This is a genomic window from Thioalkalivibrio sp. ALE28 (assembly GCF_000377425.1).
Classification (GTDB): Bacteria; Pseudomonadota; Gammaproteobacteria; order Ectothiorhodospirales; family Ectothiorhodospiraceae; genus Thioalkalivibrio.
In genome coordinates, this window is the sequence record NZ_KB898106.1 from 36,849 (window position 1) to 54,266 (window position 17,418).

The following is a 17,418-nucleotide window of genomic DNA, read 5'->3' on the forward strand; positions in this document are numbered from 1 at the left end:
CCTGCACCGCCTTCCGTAGGAGGCCAGCCCCCTGGCCGATTGGGCTTACCAGCGCTCAATCGGCCAGGGGGCTGGCCTCCTACAGGGGGGACACCACCACACCCGTGGGAGCCTGCTTGCAGGCGAAGCCCCTGCCCGCGCCCGACTCTGGCAGGGCTTCGCCTGCAAGCAGGCTCCCACGGGGCAGAACCGATGAAGGAGCCCATCCTGCGATCCGGGATTGGCTTTGCCCCGCGATTCTTCCAAACTGCCGCCATGATCCCGACTGCCTCCCTGCGCCCATGAAGCTCCTGTGCGTGGGCGACATCCACCTGGGCCGTCAGCCCTCGCGCATCCCGCCCGCGGTCGATGACGCGGTCGGCATTGCGGCGCTCGGCCCCGCGGCGGCCTGGCGGCGCAGCGTCGACTACGCGCTGGAACAGCCGGTCGACGCCGTCCTGCTGGCCGGCGACGTGGTGGAACAGGAGGACGACTTCTTCGAGGCCTACCGCGACCTGCGCGAAGGCGTTCAGCGCCTGACCGCTGCCGGCATCCGCGTCCTCGGGGTCGCCGGCAACCATGATGTCCAGGTGCTCCCGCGCCTCGCAAAGGCCCTGCCGGCGTTCGAGCTGCTGGGCGCCGGTGGTCAGTGGGAGACCCGCGAACTTCAAAGCCGCGAGGGCGGCCGCGCGCGTATCGCGGGCTGGTCATTCCCGCAGGCCCGCGTCAGCGAAAGCCCGCTGGAGTCCGGCTTTCCCGAGCCCGTCGACTGCCCCACCCTCGGTCTGCTGCACTGCGATCGTGACCAGATGCGCAGCCCGCATGCACCGGTGCGCAGCAGCGCGCTGGAGGCGGCCCCGGCGGAGGCCTGGCTGCTCGGCCATATTCACCGCCCCGACGCCCTCGCCGCGCCACGCCCGATGGGCTACCTCGGCTCCCTGACCGGCATGGACCCGGGCGAGCCCGGGCGCCACGGCCCCTGGCAGCTGGAACTGGCCGCGAACGGCACGCTCTCCATCCAGCAGGTCCCGCTGGCACCGCTGTACTGGGACACCCTGGAGATCCCGGTCGACGGCCTGGACGTCGCCGCGGACATCCATCACCGCGTAACCGAGGCCCTGGAACGCCTGCACACCGAAATCGAGCAATGGCCGCAGCGGCCACGGGCGGTCGGCTGCCGGCTGCGATTCACCGGCCGCAGCGACCAGCGCGCGGCACTGGAGCGCGTCCTGAATGCGGACGATCCGCGTGCCACGGTGCAGACCCTGGGGGATCGCCTGTACTTCGTCCACGACTGGCGCCTGGAGGCCCAGCCGGCCGTGAACCTCGAGGCGCTGGCCGCGGGGAATGACCCGGCCGCCCTGCTCGCGCGCAAGCTTCTGCTGCTGCAGGGGGCGGACAGCGAAGCGCGCCGCGCCCTGCTGGACGCCGCGCGCGAGCCCCTCGCCGAGATAACCCGCGCCCCGCACTACCGCGCGCTGGGGCGCGAGGCCCCGGATGACACCGCGCTCGCGGCGACCCTGGAGGCCGCGGCCCTGCACGCACTGGACCGCCTGCTGCTGCAGCGCGAGGGCGACCAGTGAAGCTGGAATCCCTGGACATCCAGCGCCTCCCCGGCATCCATCCGGGCTTCCGGCTGGAGGCCCTGGGACCGGGCGTGAACGTCGTGGTCGGCCCCAACGCCTCGGGCAAGTCCAGCCTGCTGCGCGGCCTGCGCGCCGCCCTCTATCCACAGGAACAGCGCAACAGGGGCGTGCAGGTCGCGGCCCGTTTCAACGACGCACAGGGCAGCCTCGAGGCGCAGCGCGTCGGCACCGACCTGTACTGGCTGCGCGACGGGCAGCGCGGCGATCCGCCGCCGCTGCCGGATCATCGTTTCATCGACTGCTACACCCTGCACATCGAGGACCTGCTGGCCGCGGACCACGCGACCGAACGGGCGATCGGCGACTGGCTGGCGCGCGAACTGGCCGGCGGCTACGACCTCCCCGCCCTGCGCGCGGACCCCGCCCTGGCCCTGAAGACCACTCATGCCCGCAACGAAGCACAGGCCCTGGCCACCGCCGAGCAGGAGCTGCGCCAGCGCACGCGCGAACAGCGCGCCCTGCAGGAGGACGAACAACGTCTCGCCGAACTGGAGGCGCAGCGCCAGGACGCACAGCGGGCCAGCGACGCGGCCGCCCAGTACGAACGCGCCCTGGAGCTGCTGGAGGCCCGCCGCGAACGCCAGTCCCTGGAGACCCGGCTGGCGGCCTTCCCGGAGGGCCTGGCCCGGCTGCGCGGCGACGAACTGGACAGCCTGGAACAGCTGCGCAAGACGCTGCGCCGCCTCGACCACGAGCGCCAGCAGGCCCAGGCCCGGCTCGATGCGGCCCGCGACCAGCTGGATACCAGTGGACTGTCCGAAAGCCCCCTGGAAGCCGCCGCGTTCGACGACCCGCGCGCCCGCGTACGCGAACTGCAGGGACTGGAGAGCCGCGCCGACCAGGCCGCACGCGAGCTGCAGTCCGCCCGTTCGGCCGTCGCCTCGGCAGCTGACGCTCTGGGCGCCGACCCGGCTGCCGTCCCGACGCTGGACCCGACCGCGGTCCACACGACGGAACAGGCCCTCGAAACCCAGCGCCAGCTGCAGGCCGCGATCCGCCGCCGCGAGGACGAACTGGCCGGCCTGCCCGCGGCCGACCCCGACCGGCCCGACCCGGAGGCGCTGCGCCGCGCACGGGACGAACTGCTGCACTGGCTCGGCGCCCCGCGCCCGCCGGCGAACTCCGTCCTGCACCGAGCGGCGCGGATCACGGCCCTGGCCGCAGCTGCGGCGGCCATCGGGAGTGCGGCCCTGTGGGTCCACTGGGGCTTCCTCGTCCTGGCGCTCCCCGTGGCCTGGTCGGGCTGGATACTGGCACGACCGAACCACGACGCCGTCCCGCGCCAGGCGGCCGAGGCGCGTTACCGCGATACCGGCATCGAGCCACCCTCGGCCTGGACGCCGGAGGCGGTGCGTGAACGCCTGGAGGCCGTGGAACGGGAACTGCGCGCAGCCGAGGCCGACCGCCACGCGGCCGAACGCCGCACCCGGCTGGAGCGTGAACTGGAGGAGAAGCACGACGCGCTGGCAGCTGCTCGGGAACAACTGCGCCAGACGGCCGCGGCGGTCGGCTTCGACCCCGAGTGTCTGGATGCCTCGTTGCAGCGCTGGATCCACCTGAGCGCGGAACTGGACCGCGCCCGTCGCGACGAGGCCACGGCCCGGGGCGAGCAGGAGCAACTGACGGCCCGTATGGACGAACTGCGCACGGCCCTGGTGCGGTTCCTGGACGCGTACGCGGCCGCCCCGGAGGACGCGCAGCCCACGGCCGACGCCCTGGCGCAGCGTCTGGAACGGCTGGCCCGCCGCCTGCAGGATCGGGACGAGGCACGCCGCGAACAGCACGAGGCGCAGCGCGAGCTCGAGCGCCTGGAAGTCGAGGCCGACACCACGCGCGCACGCGTCACCGAACTGTACGCCCGGGCCGGGCTGGAAGAGGATGACGAAGCGGGACTGCGCGAACACCTGCGGCTGCGGCCGGAATGGCAGCGCCTGCAGGATGAGCTGCGCGACGTCCGCGCCCGCGAAGGCGATCGCAGCCGTCACCTTGAGGCACAACCGGACCTGGTGGCGCTGGTCGATCAGGACGCCGAGGCGGCGCTGCGCGAAGCGCTGGCCGAATGCGAACACCAGGCGCAGCAGCGCGACGAGCTCACCCGCGAAATCACCCGCATCGAGACCGAGATCGACCGCGCCGGACGGGATCGCGCACTGGAGACCGCGCGCGCCCGGTGGGCCCAGGCCCGCGACGCCCTGGACACGCGTCTGGACGAGGCCCTGTTCGCCACCGCGGGCCAGTTTCTGCTGGACCAGGTCACCATCGAGCACGAAGAGACCGCGCAGCCCGCTGCCCTGCGCCGGGCACGTGACTGGTTTCAGCGTTTTACGCGCCATCAATACGAGCTGCTGTTCAGCCCCGGCGAGACGGCCACGCCATTTGGCGCGCGCGAGACCGCCAGTGGCGACACCCGCGGCCTGTCGGAACTCTCCAGCGGCACGCGCATGCAGCTCGTGCTGGCCGTGCGCATCGCCTTCGCGCTGGAGGCCGAACGCGGGCGCACGCCCCTGCCACTGTTCCTGGACGAGGCCCTGGGCACCGCCGACCCCGAGCGCTTCCGCGCGGTCGCCGAAAGCCTCCAGCTACTGGCACAGGAGGATGATCGGCAGGTCTTCTATCTTACGGCCCAGCCCGAGGATGCGCGCTACTGGTCCGCCCGGGACGCCACGGTGCGGATCATCGACCTGCCGGCCGTGCGCGGCGCCCAGCACGCCATCACCGATGCCGGTGACCTGGCCCTGCCCGAACGCCTGGCGATCCCGAGCCCGGGCGACGCCCGCCCCGAGGACTACGCCACCACGCTCGGCGTGCCCGCGATCGACCCGTGGCAGGATGCGGCGCGGATCCACCCGTTCCATCTGCTGCGCGACGACCTTGACGCCCTGCACCGGCTGCTCACCCTGGGGGTGGACAGCATCGGCACGCTGGAGACCGTCCTGCGCGGGCCCGATGCCGAACTCCTGGGGGACCCGGCGCGGCGCGAGCAGCTTGCGGCCCGGGTCGAGGGCGCGCGCGCCTGGCTACGCGCCTGGCGCCAGGGCCGCGGGCGCCCCGTGGACCGTGCCGCGCTGGAGGTCTCCGGCCTGATCAGCGATGCCTTTATCGAAGCGGTCAGTGAACTGGCCGCGCAGGTGGACGGAGACGCCGAGGCCCTGGTCCGGGAACTGGAGCAGGGCGCGGTCAAGCGCTTCCAGAGCGCGACGCGCGAGCGCCTGGAGGCATGGCTCGGCGAGCACGGCTACATCGACCCGGAACCGACCAACAGCGACACCACCCTCGAGCACCGGGTGATCGCCACACTGCAACCCTTCAGCCCCTCCCCGGACGCCGCGACCCGCGACGGCCAGGCCCTGGCGCGCAGTCTGCAGGCGGGCCTGCGCTCGAACTGAGTCCGCGGGCGGGGATCAGGCGCGGGCACGCCCGGACAGGAAGGCGTCGACGCGGTCCAGGTCTTCCGGGGTGTCGACGCCGGGGGGATGGGCCTCGGTGCGGCGGCCGACCTGGATCCACGCGCCCATGTCGAGGGCGCGCAGCTGCTCCAGCTGCTCCAGTTGTTCCAGCGGGGCCGGCGGTTCGGCGCTCATACGCCGCAGGAACCCGGCACGGTAGGCGTACAGCCCCAGATGACGGGTGGCCTGCTCTACTGCCGGTACCTGCCCGGCGCGGTGGGCCTCGCGATCCCAGGGGATCGGGGCACGGGAGAAGTACAGCGCCCGGCCGCTGCGGTCGGTCACCAGCTTGACCTGGTTGGGGTCCGCCAGGTCCTGTGCGCAGCGGATGGGCACGCCGAGGGTGGCCATGTCCGCCTGCGGGGTCTGCGCCAGCAGGGCCGCCAGGTCATCCAGCAATGGTCCCGGGGTCAGCGGTTCATCGCCCTGCAGGTTGACCACGATGGACTCGTCCCCCCAGCCCTCGGCGGCCGCGACCGCGGCGATGCGGTCGGTGCCCGAGGGCAGCGCGGGATCGGTCAGGAAGGCTTCGGCCCCGCACTGGCGCGCGACCGCGAGGATGCGCTCGTCATCCCCGGCCACGATCACGCGGCCCGCTGCACTCTCCTGCGCCCGGCTGATCACATGCGCGATCAGCGGGCGCCCGGCGACCGCCGCGAGCGGCTTGTCCGGCAGCCGGCTGGAGGCCATGCGGGCCGGGATCACCACGACGAAGCCCGTCATGCGGCGACTCAGGCCTCGCGCCAGCGTCCCTTCTCGTCCTCGGAGAGCACGCGGGCCTCGTCCTCCAGCATCACCGGGATGTCGTCGCGGATCGGATAGGCGAGCCCGGCGGAGACCGAGATCAGCTCCTGGTTCTCGCGGTCATATTTCAGCGGACCCTTGGTGACCGGGCAGACCAGAATATCGAGCAGACGCTTGTCCATGCATTACCCCAGGTGTTTGAGCCGACTGACGGTCTCCAGACGCGCGAGCAGCGCCGGCTCGAAAGTGGTTGGCAACCGGGCCGCGATCGGCCAGTACCAGTGATTGTCCTGCGCAAACGACCGGCATTTTACGGCATCCTTCTCGGTCATCAGAACCGGCAACTCGTCATCGAAGCGGATCTGGTGCGGCAGGAAGCGATGATGGTCGGGAAACGGATGTCGAATGATACCGATCTTCGCCGCCTCCAGGGTACGGAAGAAGCGCTCCGGATCGGCAATACCGGCGATCGCGTGGGCATCGCGCCGGGCAAACCGGTGGGGCTTGCGCGACTCGTCGGCCCCATCCACCCGCAGCAGCCGGCTGGCCGGGACCAGTTCCATCGGAATCTCGCCGGGGCCGGCTTCGCCCCCGGTCACGATCACGAAATCCGCCCGCTCGCGCGCCCGCCTGGGCTCGCGCAGCGGCCCCGCCGGCAGGCACAGCCCGTTACCGAAGCGGCGCTTGCCGTCGACCATCAGGATGGTGATGTCGCGCGGCAGGCGGTGATGCTGCATGCCGTCATCGGCGATGACCACGTCCACCCCCTGCTCGGTCAGGGCCCGCGCGCCGCGAACCCGGTCGCGGTCCACCTGCACCGGCACCCCGGTGCGGCGCGCGATCAGCAGGGGTTCATCCCCCACCACCACCGGATCGGAATCGGGGGTCACCGCAATCCCGGCGACGTCCCCGCGCCCGCCGTAGCCACGGCTGACAATACCCGGCCGATACCCGGCGGCACGCAGACGCTTGGCCAGCCAGACGGTCATCGGCGTCTTGCCACTGCCACCCAGCGTGAGATTCCCCACCACGATCACTGCCTTGGCCGGGATGGTGATGTCGCGCCGCAATTGTTCCTGGCGCTGACGGTTCCACTCGGCCAGCCCGGCATACACCAGCGACAGCGGAAACATCGCCGCCGCGAACGGCCCGCGCTGGCTCCACTGATCCCACAGCCGGGCACCAAACCATGCCTGCAGCGAGCCCATGGCTACCAGTCCCAGACCTGCTGCAGTACGGCGTCGAAATTTGCATCCACCTGGCGTCGCTCCTCCCAGAAGCGTCGGCGGGCCGCATCACCCTGCTGGCGCCGCGCAGCCGGGTCGTCCCGCAGTGCCTGCCAGGCCGCCAGCACCGCGGCCGGCTCGCCCAGCACCGGGCAGGGCACCTCCGCGGCCGGCGCCTCGCCCAGGCTCACGGCCGCCCCGCCAGCCAGGCCCTGCCACAGGGCCTGGCGATCCGGCGCGGCCAGATGTACTGCATGGGCGGCACTGGCCGCGGCCGCGAACCAGCGCCGATCATCCAGGTGCAGGATGGTCCCCGGCGGCAACGCCGACCGGTCCCAGCCCGAGACCACCTGATCGGCACCCGGCAACGGGGCGGCGTCCGTCTCCCCGCGCAGGCTGGCCAGCAGGATGTCGGCCTGCCCCCAGCCGGAGCCCTCCCAGGCCGCCCGCCACTCCGCCCACTGCGCCGGCGTGCCATGCCACCACCACAGGCGTTCCACCCCGCCCCCGACCAGCGAGCGCAGCACCACATCGGCCTGCGCCTCGACGAACCGGGCCTGGGGGTCGGCCGGGTCCAGCGCCCGAACGCGGGCGGCCGGCCAGCCATCAGCGGCGACAGGATCGACGGGCCAGTGGCAGGCCACCGGGGACATGGCCCCGGCAGCCGGCTCGGTGTTCACCGCGATCACCGGCGCCTCGGTCTCCTGCAACAGATGGACCGGCGCCCGGCCACCGGCCAGCAGGATGCCGTGGGGCTGAAAGCGCCGCAGCACCCTGCGCACCACCCGCGGCCGGTCGCAGGGGCCGTAGCCCACCCCGACCTTGCGAAACGGCTGCATGTGGCGCTCGAAGAGCTCCGGGTAATCCTGCTCGAATGTCAGGACGATGCGCACGTCCTGGCGCTTGTCGCGCACCGCACCCAGCAGCTCGATCCCCAGGCGCACGTCCTCGGGGCTGCCGCCGGCCTTGATCCAGATCAGCCGCCCGCGATCCGCGGGCGGGGTGAGGAAACCCCGCCGGGCCCGTGCCCGGCTGCCATCGCCCCGGCGGTAATCCCGCCAGGTCGCGCGCCAGACCGGGAGCGGACGATCCCCGTAGCCCCCGGCATCAGCCCGCATCCCCCGCCTCCTCGCGGAACTGCAGGCGGTGCAGGTGGGTGTAGACCCCGCCTCGAGCAATCAGCTCCTCGTGCCGCCCGCTCTCCACGATGCGGCCGTTGTCCATCACCAGGATGCGGTCGGCGCCCTCGACCGTGGAAAGGCGGTGGGCGATGACCAGCGTGGTGCGCGTGCTCACCAGCGCATCCAGCGCGGCCTGCACCTGGCGCTCGGATTCGTTGTCCAGGGCGGAGGTGGCCTCGTCCAGGATCAGGATCGGGGCGTCCCGCAGCAGGGCGCGGGCGATCGCCAGACGCTGGCGCTGCCCCCCGGAGAGACGGGTACCGTTTTCCCCCACCAGGGTCTGCATCCCGTCGGGCAGGCGCTCGATGAATTCCAGTGCATGCGCGGCGCGCGCCGCCTCGCGGATCTCCGCCTCGGTCGCCTCGGCGCGCCCATAGGCGATATTGGCGGCGACGGTGTCCGCGAACAGGGTGACGTTCTGGCCGACATAGGCAATCTGCCGACGCAGGTCGCGCAGGCGGATGGTCTCGAGGTCGTGGCCGTCCAGCAGGATGCGCCCCTCGGTCGGGTGATAGAAACGCGGCAGCAGATTGACCAGCGTGGTCTTGCCGCTGCCCGAGCGCCCGACCAGGGCCACGTTCTCGCCTGGCTCCACCGCGAAGGAGATGGCCTTCAGCACATCCGGGCCGTCCGCGCTGTAGCGAAACGCCACGTCCTCGAATGCCAGCTGGCCCTCGGCGCGGTCCAGCGGCACGTGGCCGGTGTCGCGCTCCGGCGTCTCGTCCAGCACCGCGAAGATGTTCTGCCCGGCCGCGATACCGCGCTGCAGGGTCGCGTTGATCATCGACAGCCGGCGGATCGGGCTCAACAGTAGCAGCATGGCGGTCAGGAAAGAAACGAACGTGCCGGCCGTGACCGTGTCGTCGCCGAAATCCGAGGTCGCGACCCAGATCACGAAGGCCAGTACCGCCGCGACCAGGAACTGGATGGTCGGGGTATAGGCGGCCTTGATGCCCTCCATGCGCATATGCAGCCGGCGGTTGCGCTCGTTGATGTCCTCGAAGCGCCCGCGCTCGTAGGTCTCGCCGCCGAAGATGCGCACCACCCGGTGGCCCTCGATCACCTCCTGGGTCACGTGGGTGACATCGCCCATGTTGTACTGCAGGCGGTGCGAGATGCGGCGAAAGTGCTTGGTGACGACGCGCACCAGCACGGCCAGCACCGGGGCGATGATCAGGATGGTCAGGGTCAGGGTCGGCGTCAGCCAGAACATCCAGGCCAGCAGCGCGATGATCGTCAGGGTGTCGCGCACCAGGGTACTGAAGCCGTCGGTCGCGGCCGTCGCCACCTGCTCCACGTTGTAGGTCACGCGCGAGATCAGCTCGCCGCTGCTTTGCTCCTGAAAGCGCTGCACCGGCATGTGCAGCAGCCGCTCGAACAACTCCTCGCGCAGGCGCTTGACCACCTGCCGCCCGACATAGCGCATCGCATAGACGGACCCGAACTCGGCCACGCCGCGGACCAGAAACAGGCCGATCAGGGCCAGCGGAATCCACGCCACCAGGGGATGGCCCTCGCCCTCGGCGAAGGACTCGTCCATCAGCGGCTTCATCAGCGCGGCGAAGCCCGCCTCGGTCGCCGCCATGCCCAGCATCGCGACCGTGGCAATCGCCAGCAATGGCCAGTAGACGAAGGCATAGCTCAGCAGGCGACGGTAGACCGTCCAGCCGGAATCGAAGTGCTGCGGGTGCTGCTCGTCAGTCGTCATCGGCAGCCTCGCCCAGCGTGGCGATCGACACGGATGTAATGCCCAGGCGGCCCACCACGTCCAGGGCGCGCACGACCGACTGATGGCTGGCGTTGGCGTCCGCTCGGATCAGCACCGGGTCATCTTCGCGACCCTCGCGCGCCTCGGACAGCACACGCTCCAGGGTCTCGGCGCGGCGATTGATCAGCTCCTGGCCGTTGATGAAGTAGTTGCCGTTGGCATCCACCACGATGTCGATCCAGGCGCGCTCCACCGCTTCGGCCTCGCGGTCGGCCGAGGGCAGGGTCAGCTCGATGTCCGCATGCTGGTCAAAGGTCGTGGAGACCATGAAGAAGATCAGCAACAGGAAGACGACGTCGATCAACGGCGTCAGGTTGACACCCGGCTCCTCCTGGCGGCGTGGCGCGCGGAAGTTCACGCCTGCGCCCCGCCCTCGGCCGCGCCGGCCGCGCGCTCGCCGTGGATCACCTCGACCAGCTTGGTGGCCTCCTGCTCCATCTCCAGCACCAGCTCGTCGATATGCCCGCGGAAGTAGCGGTGGAAGGCCAGTGCCGGGATCGCCACGCCGATGCCGGTCGCGGTGGTGATCAGGGCCTGGGAGATGCCCCCGGCCAGATCACGCGGACTGCCCACGCCGATCTCGGTGATCACGGTGAAGACCTCGATCATCCCGACCACGGTGCCAAGCAGGCCCAGCAGCGGGGTGATCATCGCGATGGTGCCCAGCGTATTCATGTAGCGCTCGAGCTCATGCGCAACGCGCCGGCCGGCCTCCTCGATGCTCTCCTGCGTGATCTGGCGCGCGCGGTCATGGGTGGCCAGGCCGGCAGCCAGGATCGCGCCCAGCGGTGACCCTGCACGCAGGCGCTGGATGTCGTCGAGCTTGAGCCCCTGGGTGCGCATCTGCTCCCACACCGAGGTCAGCAGGCGCGGCGGGACCACGCGCGAGCGGCGCAGCGTCCACAGCCGCTCCAGCACGATGGCGACGGCCAGTACGGAACACAGCAGGATCGGCAGCATCAGCCACCCGCCCGCTTGTACGATCTCCAGCATGCAATTCCCCTCGGATATCGACGCGCGTCAGGCGCGCCGGAATACGGCCATGGATTCCACGTGCGCGGTATGCGGGAACATGTCCATGATCCCGGCCCGCTCCAGGCGATAGCCATGATGATGCACCAGGCGCTCGGCGTCACGGGCGAGCGTGGCCGGGTTGCAGGACACATACACCATGCGCTCGATCCGCTGCGGCGCCAGCGCCTCGATCACCGCGGCCGCGCCGGTGCGCGGCGGATCCAGCAGCACGCGATCATAGCGTTCGGCCAGCCAGCCGGCGTTCTTCAGGGCCTCCACGTCATCCAGGTCGGCGCGTTCGTAGCGGGTGTTGGCGATGCCCTGGTCGCGGGCATTGGCGCGCGCCCGTGCCAGCATCGCGTCGTCCACCTCGACACCAACTACTTCGCCGGCCACCTCGCCGTTCGTCACGCTGCGCGCCAGCGGCAGGGTGAAGTTGCCCAGCCCGCAGAACAGATCCAGCACCCGCTGGCCCGGCTGCAGGTCCAGCGCGGCCAGCGCCTGCGGGACCATCTTGCGGTTGATGCCGGCATGCACCTGGATGAAATCCGTGGGCATGAACGGGACCGACACGCCGTAGTCCGGGTGGCGATAGACCAGTGGCTCGATCGGCCCGGCCAGCGGTTCCACCGTCTCCGGGCCGCCGGGCTGCAGGTACACCTGAATGCCCTCGGCCTCCGCCCAGGCCGACAGGCGCGCGCTGTCTGCCTCGGACAGCGGATCGAGGTTGCGGAAGATCAGCGCCACGCGCTCGTCGTCATCCACCGCCACCTCGATCTGCGGCAGGCGGTCGCGCGCCTCGAGGCCGCCGATCAGCTCGCGCAGGGCCCGGATGCGCTGACCCACCGCCGGGTGCAGCACCTCGCAATGGGTCATTTCGGCCAGATACGGGCTGCCGCGCTCGCGAAAGCCAACCAGCACCCCGCCCTTCTTGGGCACGTACTTCGCCCCCAGCCGCGCGGTGCGCCGATAGCCGAGGGTGGTGTCGGTCAGCGGCTCGAAACGGGCCTCCGGGGTCACATGGCCGATACGCTCCAGGGCATCGAACAGGGCCTGCTCCTTGATCGCACGCTGGGTCTCGATGGAGGCATGCTGCAGCTTGCAGCCGCCGCACAGGCCGAAAAACTCGCAGGGCGGTTCGACCCGGCCCGCGACCGGCTCCAGCACCTCGACCACCTCGGCGCTGTCGAAGCGGCGTTTGCGCCCGGTCTGCACAGCCATCACCCGTTCGCCCTTCAGGGCACCGTGGATGAAGCAGGCCTTGCCGTCGCGGCGGATTACCCCCTGGCCGTCCAGCGTGACCTCCTCGATGGTGGCCTCGAACGGGGTCTTGTCGATGCGTGCCATCAGTCCGCGCGGCCGGCCGGCTGCCAGGCGTCGAGGAATTCGCGGTGGTGTGCGGCACCGCTGGCCTCCAGATACTCGGCCAGCTGCTGCTGGCGACTGGCCAGGGCCGCGTCGGTCAGGTTGCCGCGCATGTACTCGAATCGCAGCCAGACCAGATAGGTGTTCAGCACGTCGTGCTCCACATAGTCGTGGATCTCAGCCTGACGCCCGTCACGCCAGGCCGGCCAGACCCGGGAGCCGTCCATGCCCAGCTTGCCGGGAAAGCCGAGCAGGCTCGCCATCATGTCGAGGCTGGTGACCGCGCGGCCCTGGAAGCCGGCCAGCACGTCCATCAGGTCCACATGGCGCCAGTGGAAGCGCGACAGGTAGTTGTTGTAGCGAAACTCGCGGTCGTCGTCGCCCTGCTCCCAGTAGCGCGGGGCCTGCACACCGTTGACCAGCGCGCGGTAGTGCAGCACCGGCAGGTCGAAGCCGCCGCCGTTCCAGCTGACCAGCTGAGGCGTGCGCTTGTCGATCACGTCGAAGAACTGGCGCAGCAGCTCGGCCTCGGTCGGCGCCTGGCCATCCTCGCCCTCGCGCCCGAAGGCGGAGAGCTTCAGCGCATCGCCCCCCTGGTAGAGCACGCCGATGGACACGATGCGATGCAGCGGATGCTTGAGAAACTCCGTGCCGGCCTGCGCGCGGCGCAGGGCGAACAGCGCCTCCGCCACCTCGTGATCGCTCAGGCCCTCGAAGTCGTGCAGGCGCCGGGCGCCGTCGATGTCGGGGACGGTCTCGAGATCGAAGATCAGGACCGGGGCACTCATGACGGGAACACGCCGGTGGAGATGTAGCGGTCGCCGCGGTCACAGATGATCGCGACGAAGGTCCCGCCCTCGGTCGCGGCCGCAAGCTTCAGGGCTGCGGCCACGGAACCGCCGGAGGAGACCCCGGCAAAGATGCCCTCCTCGGCGGCCAGCCGGCGCATGGTGTCCTCGGCCTCCTCCTGGGTCACGTCCACCGTCTGGTCCACCCGCGAGGCCTCGAAGATGGTGGGCAGGTACGCCTCCGGCCAGCGCCGGATACCGGGGATGGACGATCCCTCGGTGGGCTGCACGCCGACGATCTGCACCTCCGGGTCGCGCTCCTTCAGATAGCGCGACACGCCCATGATGGTGCCGGTGGTCCCCATCGCCGAGACGAAGTGGGTCACCGTACCCTCGGTGTCGCGCCAGATCTCCGGGCCGGTGCCGATGTAGTGGGCCTCGGGGTTGTCCGGGTTGCCGAACTGGTTCAGCACCCGGCCCTTGCCCTCGGCCTCCATGTGGTCGGCCAGGTCGCGCGCGCCCTCCATACTCTCCTCGCGCGAGACCAGCACCAGTTCGGCGCCAAAGGCCTTCATCGACGCGCGGCGCTCGGCGGACATGTTGTCTGGCATCACCAGGATCATGCGATAGCCCTTCATCGCCGCGACCATCGCCAGCGCGATGCCGGTATTGCCGCTGGTCGCCTCGATCAGCGTATCGCCGGGCTGGATGTCGCCGCGGCGCTCGGCCGCCTGGATCATGTTCAGCGCGGGCCGGTCCTTGACCGAACCGGCGGGATTGTTGCCCTCGAGCTTCACCAGCACGGTGGACGGCAGATCCGCCGCCATACGCTGCAGGCGCACCAGCGGCGTGTTGCCGACAAAGTGCTCGAGGGTCGGGAAGGATTCAGGGTGCAGGCGTTTCTTCATGCGCGCAGAGTATAACGACCGGGCCCCGTCCCTGCCCACGCACGCGACGGTCCGGCGTCGGGGCTTCCCATGGAGATTGCTTCGTCGCGTTGCTCCTCGCAATGACGCGAAGGGGGCATCGTCATCGCGAGGCGCGCAGCGCCGTGGCGATCGGTGTGACCGGGCCACCTGCGCAAGCCCATCTCGCAACCTCCCGGGTTCCTGCCTAAGATCGTGTCATGCTGGTACTGCTGGAATACCTGGTCGTCACCTTCCTGGCGGTGTTCGTGATCGTGAACCCGCTGACCACGGCGTTCATCTTCATGGCGATGCTGCCGCGCGCTTCGGAGGAGAAGCGCCGGGCGATCGCGCTGCGCTCGGTGAAGGTGGCCACCTCCCTGCTGTTCGCCTTCGCCCTGCTGGGCGGGGTGATCTTCCAGTTGTTCGGGATCACCCTGGCGGCGTTTCGTATCGCCGGCGGGATCATCCTGTTCGGTATCGCGATCGGCATGATCCGGCAGAAGGGGGCGACCGAGAAGGAGACCGCCGAAGAGGTGAAGGCCGACAAGGGGCACGTGACCGAGGACATCTCGGTGATCCCGCTGGCGATCCCGTTCATGAGCGGCCCGGGCGCGATCGCCACGGTGATGATCCTGACCAGCGAGGCCCCGACCGTCTATCACACGGGACTCGTGTTCCTCGGCGTGCTGGCCTGCATGGTCGCCTGCTACTACGCAATGGTCTATTCGCGCTATATCGTCCAGTACCTGGGCGATACCGGGAAGGACATCCTGACCAAGGTCTTCGGCCTGATCCTCGCGGTGCTGGCCGTGCAGTTCGTGATCAACGGCATCAGCGACGCCGCGATCGGCTTCATGCTGGATACGCAGATGCTGGACGAGACCGAGATCGAGGACCCGCGCATCCCGCCGCGCGACCACGACTGACCTGCCTCCCCCGCTACGATTGGGCGCTGGCGAGCCAGGCGCGCAGCGTGGCCACATCCACCGACGGGCCCAACAGCGCGGGACCGGCCAGAACGGTCGCCGGTTCGTCCGGCTCGCCGAACCCGTCCAGCACCGCCAGCGCGCCATCGAAGTCCTGTTCCCGGGTGTAGTCGTTGGTGGTGACCACCACCTCCAGCCCGGCGCCGCGCGCGGACCGGACGCCGTTGTCGGAATCCTCCAGGGCCAGACAGGCGCTGGCGGGCAGGTTCATCGCCTCCAGCGCATGGGTGAAGATATCCGGCGCGGGTTTCTTGGCCGGCACCACGTCCCCGGCGGAGATCACCTCGAAGCGGTACGGCCCCGCGCTCCCCAGCGTGGCCTCCAGCAACGCGGTCACGTTCTCGGGGGTGGTGGTGGTCGCAATGGCCAGACGCAGTCCTTCGGCCTCCGCCTCGTCCAACAGGCGGCGAACGCCCGGGCGCAACGGGATCGCGCCGGACTCCAGCATGGCCACGTAGTGACGCGTCTTGGCCGCATGCAGCTCGCGGATGCGGGCATCGATCCCCGGCTCCTCGAGGGCCTCGGGATGATCTTCCGACAGGTACTGGCGAATGCGTTCCTTGCCGCCGGTGACCCGCAGCAGTTCTCCGTAGCGCGCCACACTCCAGTCCCAGTCGAGGCCCGCCTCCGCGAACGCCTTGTTGAACGCCACCCGATGCCCGTCCCGCTCGGTGTCCGCCAGTGTGCCGTCGACGTCAAAGATCAGTGCCTGCAATTCCGCCATCGTGATTCCCGGTCCCTTCCCGTATCTCGCTGAAAACAGTGCCCCACCGCTCGCAGCCCCTGCAGGTCCGGAGGCGACCGGGCGCAAACCGTCATGGCACGGGACTTGCCCGCCCCGTCCGACTCTGGTACTAAGTGCGCCTCATTTTTCCAGCCGGAGAAAGCCCGCATGGCTGCAGACGAAAAGACCGACAAGCCCTCCACCCAGCACATGGTCGCCGGGGGCATTGCGCCCTACGAGCCGAAGCCGGACGAAGAGTACATGAATCCGGATCAGCTGGACCATTTCCGCAGCCTGCTGCGGGCATGGCGCCAGGAACTGGCGGAGGAAGTCGATCGCACCGTGGGGCACATGCGCCAGGACGCGGCCAACTTCGCCGATCCGGCCGACCGCGCCACCCAGGAAGAAGAGTTCGGCCTGGAACTGCGGGCCCGCGACCGCGAGCGCAAGCTGTCGAAGAAGATCGACGAGGCCCTGCGCAAGATCGAAACCCACGACTACGGCTACTGCGAGACCTGCGGCGTGGAGATCGGCATTCGTCGCCTGGAGGCCCGCCCGACGGCCACCATGTGCATCGACTGCAAGCAGCTCGACGAGATCAAGGAAAAGCAGCGCGCCTGATCCCGGCCGGGCCGTGACCCCCACGCCCGAACCGCAGTCCCCGGTCGACGGCTACGTCGGCCGGTTTGCCCCGACCCCTTCCGGCCCGCTGCACGCGGGCTCCCTGCTGGCCGCCGTCATCTCCTGGCTGGACGCCCGGAGTGCCGATGGCGAGTGGCACCTGCGTATCGACGACATCGACGCCCCCCGGGTTCGCCCGGGGGCAGCCGATGCCATTCTGCGCACCCTCGAGGCCTTCGACCTCGGCTGGGACGGACCGATTGTCTGGCAAGGCCAGCGCGGCCCCGCCTACCAGCGGGCCCTGGATACCCTGATGGACACCGACCGGGCCTTTCCCTGCGGGTGCACCCGCAGGGACCTGGCTACCCACGGCCGCCCTGGCTGGGAAGGCCCCGTCTATCCGGGCACCTGCCGCCACGGCCTGCCGCCCGGTCGCGAGCCCCGCGCCCTGCGCGCCCGCGCCAGCCGGCGCCAATGGACCATCGAGGACCGTTTTCTCGGTGCGGTCGCCTTCGATCTGGAGGCCCTGGGCAGTGACTTCGTCATCCGCCGCGCGGACGGCATCGTGGCCTACCAGCTCGCCACCGTGGTCGACGACCTCGACCTGGGCGTCACGCATGTGGTCCGCGGGATCGACCTGCTCGGCTCCACCCCGCGCCAGATGCAGCTTTACCAGGCGCTGGGACACCCCCCGCCGGCCTATGCCCACCATCCGCTGCTGGTCGCGCCCGGTGGCGACAAACTCGCCAAGGCCACGGGTGCCACGGGGATTCGAGCGGATGCGGCGCGGCACCACCTCGCCGACACCCTGGGGCAGATCGGACTCGCGCCTTCCGACCGGCAGGCCCCGGACGCGCCCGGTGCCCAGCTGGCCGAGGCCCTGGAACAGCTGCGACACCGGGCGCTCGCAGCATACCTGCCGCTGCGCGCCACGCTGCCCGGAGCCACCGCCGCGGTGTAGACTCGCCGCATGCTGTCCCGCCGCGCGCCAACCCGGAAGGCCCCGCAGGAACCCGTGCCCC

16 protein-coding genes are annotated in these 17,418 nt (G+C 70.4%); 5 read left to right on the forward strand and 11 right to left on the reverse strand.

Annotated features, from left to right (window positions below):
- The first annotated feature begins 281 nt into the window (after positions 1-281).
- Both D105_RS0112175 and D105_RS0112180 read left to right on the forward strand, forming a co-directional pair.
- Entirely contained in the window at positions 282-1,562 is a 1,281-nt protein-coding gene (locus tag D105_RS0112175) for a metallophosphoesterase (protein ID WP_018878565.1), read from the forward strand.
- A complete protein-coding gene (locus tag D105_RS0112180) occupies positions 1,559-5,011 on the forward strand; it encodes an AAA family ATPase (RefSeq protein WP_018878566.1) in 3,453 nt (1,150 codons plus the stop codon). The genes D105_RS0112175 and D105_RS0112180 overlap by 4 nt, the downstream gene beginning before the upstream one ends.
- A 15-nt stretch (positions 5,012-5,026) precedes the next feature.
- On the opposite strand, the gene kdsB is transcribed toward D105_RS0112180, so the two are convergent.
- From kdsB to cysM, 10 genes are read right to left on the reverse strand one after another with little or no spacing between them, the layout of a single operon-like run.
- Positions 5,027-5,794, reverse strand: a complete 768-nt coding sequence (gene kdsB, locus D105_RS0112185; protein WP_018878567.1) for a 3-deoxy-manno-octulosonate cytidylyltransferase — start codon at positions 5,792-5,794, stop codon at positions 5,027-5,029.
- An 8-nt stretch (positions 5,795-5,802) separates the two neighbouring features.
- Positions 5,803-5,997: a Trm112 family protein gene (locus tag D105_RS0112190; RefSeq protein WP_018878568.1), complete on the reverse strand. Its 195-nt coding sequence runs from the start codon at positions 5,995-5,997 to the stop codon at positions 5,803-5,805.
- A 3-nt stretch (positions 5,998-6,000) separates the two neighbouring features.
- On the reverse strand, positions 6,001-7,023 hold the full coding sequence (gene lpxK / locus D105_RS0112195; RefSeq protein WP_018875787.1) for a tetraacyldisaccharide 4'-kinase: 1,023 nt from the start codon (positions 7,021-7,023) through the stop codon (positions 6,001-6,003).
- 2 nt (positions 7,024-7,025) lie between these two features.
- On the reverse strand, positions 7,026-8,159 hold the full coding sequence (locus D105_RS0112200; protein WP_018878569.1) for a glycosyltransferase N-terminal domain-containing protein: 1,134 nt from the start codon (positions 8,157-8,159) through the stop codon (positions 7,026-7,028).
- Entirely contained in the window at positions 8,149-9,930 is a 1,782-nt protein-coding gene (msbA, locus tag D105_RS0112205) for a lipid A export permease/ATP-binding protein MsbA (RefSeq protein WP_018878570.1), read from the reverse strand. Before msbA ends, D105_RS0112200 begins: the two co-directional genes overlap by 11 nt.
- The gene (locus tag D105_RS0112210; protein WP_018875790.1) at positions 9,920-10,348 is read right to left on the reverse strand and encodes a biopolymer transporter ExbD; all 429 of its coding nucleotides are present in this window, start codon (positions 10,346-10,348) and stop codon (positions 9,920-9,922) included. The genes msbA and D105_RS0112210 overlap by 11 nt, the downstream gene beginning before the upstream one ends.
- Positions 10,345-10,983, reverse strand: coding sequence for a MotA/TolQ/ExbB proton channel family protein (locus D105_RS0112215; RefSeq protein ID WP_018878571.1), 639 nt, complete (start codon positions 10,981-10,983; stop codon positions 10,345-10,347). Before D105_RS0112215 ends, D105_RS0112210 begins: the two co-directional genes overlap by 4 nt.
- A 27-nt stretch (positions 10,984-11,010) precedes the next feature.
- Entirely contained in the window at positions 11,011-12,351 is a 1,341-nt protein-coding gene (gene rlmD / locus D105_RS0112220) for a 23S rRNA (uracil(1939)-C(5))-methyltransferase RlmD (protein WP_018878572.1), read from the reverse strand.
- Positions 12,351-13,157: a 3'-5' exonuclease gene (locus D105_RS0112225; protein ID WP_018878573.1), complete on the reverse strand. Its 807-nt coding sequence runs from the start codon at positions 13,155-13,157 to the stop codon at positions 12,351-12,353. Before D105_RS0112225 ends, rlmD begins: the two co-directional genes overlap by 1 nt.
- Positions 13,154-14,065 carry a cysteine synthase CysM gene (cysM, locus tag D105_RS0112230; protein ID WP_018875794.1) on the reverse strand — a complete coding sequence of 304 codons (912 nt, stop codon included), beginning with the start codon at positions 14,063-14,065 and terminating at the stop codon, positions 13,154-13,156. Before cysM ends, D105_RS0112225 begins: the two co-directional genes overlap by 4 nt.
- A 218-nt stretch (positions 14,066-14,283) precedes the next feature.
- Between cysM and D105_RS0112235 the strand changes: the two genes are divergently transcribed.
- A complete protein-coding gene (locus tag D105_RS0112235; protein ID WP_018866927.1) occupies positions 14,284-14,991 on the forward strand; it encodes a MarC family protein in 708 nt (235 codons plus the stop codon).
- Positions 14,992-15,004: 13 nt separating this feature from the next.
- Here the strand turns inward: D105_RS0112235 and D105_RS0112240 are convergent, their stop codons facing one another.
- The gene (locus D105_RS0112240) at positions 15,005-15,775 is read right to left on the reverse strand and encodes an HAD family hydrolase (RefSeq protein WP_018878574.1); all 771 of its coding nucleotides are present in this window, start codon (positions 15,773-15,775) and stop codon (positions 15,005-15,007) included.
- A gap of 168 nt (positions 15,776-15,943) precedes the next feature.
- Between D105_RS0112240 and dksA the strand changes: the two genes are divergently transcribed.
- Both dksA and gluQRS read left to right on the forward strand, forming a co-directional pair.
- Positions 15,944-16,396: an RNA polymerase-binding protein DksA gene (dksA, locus tag D105_RS0112245; RefSeq protein ID WP_018866929.1), complete on the forward strand. Its 453-nt coding sequence runs from the start codon at positions 15,944-15,946 to the stop codon at positions 16,394-16,396.
- 13 nt (positions 16,397-16,409) lie between these two features.
- Positions 16,410-17,357 (forward strand): tRNA glutamyl-Q(34) synthetase GluQRS, encoded by a 948-nt coding sequence (gene gluQRS / locus D105_RS0112250; RefSeq protein WP_018878575.1) that lies wholly within the window; start codon positions 16,410-16,412, stop codon positions 17,355-17,357.
- Positions 17,358-17,418 lie beyond the last annotated feature (61 nt).

Coding starts and splice junctions, on each gene's coding strand:
- D105_RS0112175 (WP_018878565.1), top strand. CDS start 282: ATGAAGCTCCTGTGCGTGGGCGACATCCACCTGGGCCGTCAGCCCTCG.
- kdsB (WP_018878567.1), bottom strand. CDS start 5,794: ATGACGGGCTTCGTCGTGGTGATCCCGGCCCGCATGGCCTCCAGCCGG.
- D105_RS0112190 (WP_018878568.1), bottom strand. CDS start 5,997: ATGGACAAGCGTCTGCTCGATATTCTGGTCTGCCCGGTCACCAAGGGT.
- lpxK (WP_018875787.1), bottom strand. CDS start 7,023: ATGGGCTCGCTGCAGGCATGGTTTGGTGCCCGGCTGTGGGATCAGTGG.
- D105_RS0112200 (WP_018878569.1), bottom strand. CDS start 8,159: ATGCGGGCTGATGCCGGGGGCTACGGGGATCGTCCGCTCCCGGTCTGG.
- msbA (WP_018878570.1), bottom strand. CDS start 9,930: ATGACGACTGACGAGCAGCACCCGCAGCACTTCGATTCCGGCTGGACG.
- D105_RS0112215 (WP_018878571.1), bottom strand. CDS start 10,983: ATGCTGGAGATCGTACAAGCGGGCGGGTGGCTGATGCTGCCGATCCTG.
- rlmD (WP_018878572.1), bottom strand. CDS start 12,351: ATGGCACGCATCGACAAGACCCCGTTCGAGGCCACCATCGAGGAGGTC.
- D105_RS0112225 (WP_018878573.1), bottom strand. CDS start 13,157: ATGAGTGCCCCGGTCCTGATCTTCGATCTCGAGACCGTCCCCGACATC.
- cysM (WP_018875794.1), bottom strand. CDS start 14,065: ATGAAGAAACGCCTGCACCCTGAATCCTTCCCGACCCTCGAGCACTTT.
- D105_RS0112235 (WP_018866927.1), top strand. CDS start 14,284: ATGCTGGTACTGCTGGAATACCTGGTCGTCACCTTCCTGGCGGTGTTC.
- D105_RS0112240 (WP_018878574.1), bottom strand. CDS start 15,775: ATGGCGGAATTGCAGGCACTGATCTTTGACGTCGACGGCACACTGGCG.
- dksA (WP_018866929.1), top strand. CDS start 15,944: ATGGCTGCAGACGAAAAGACCGACAAGCCCTCCACCCAGCACATGGTC.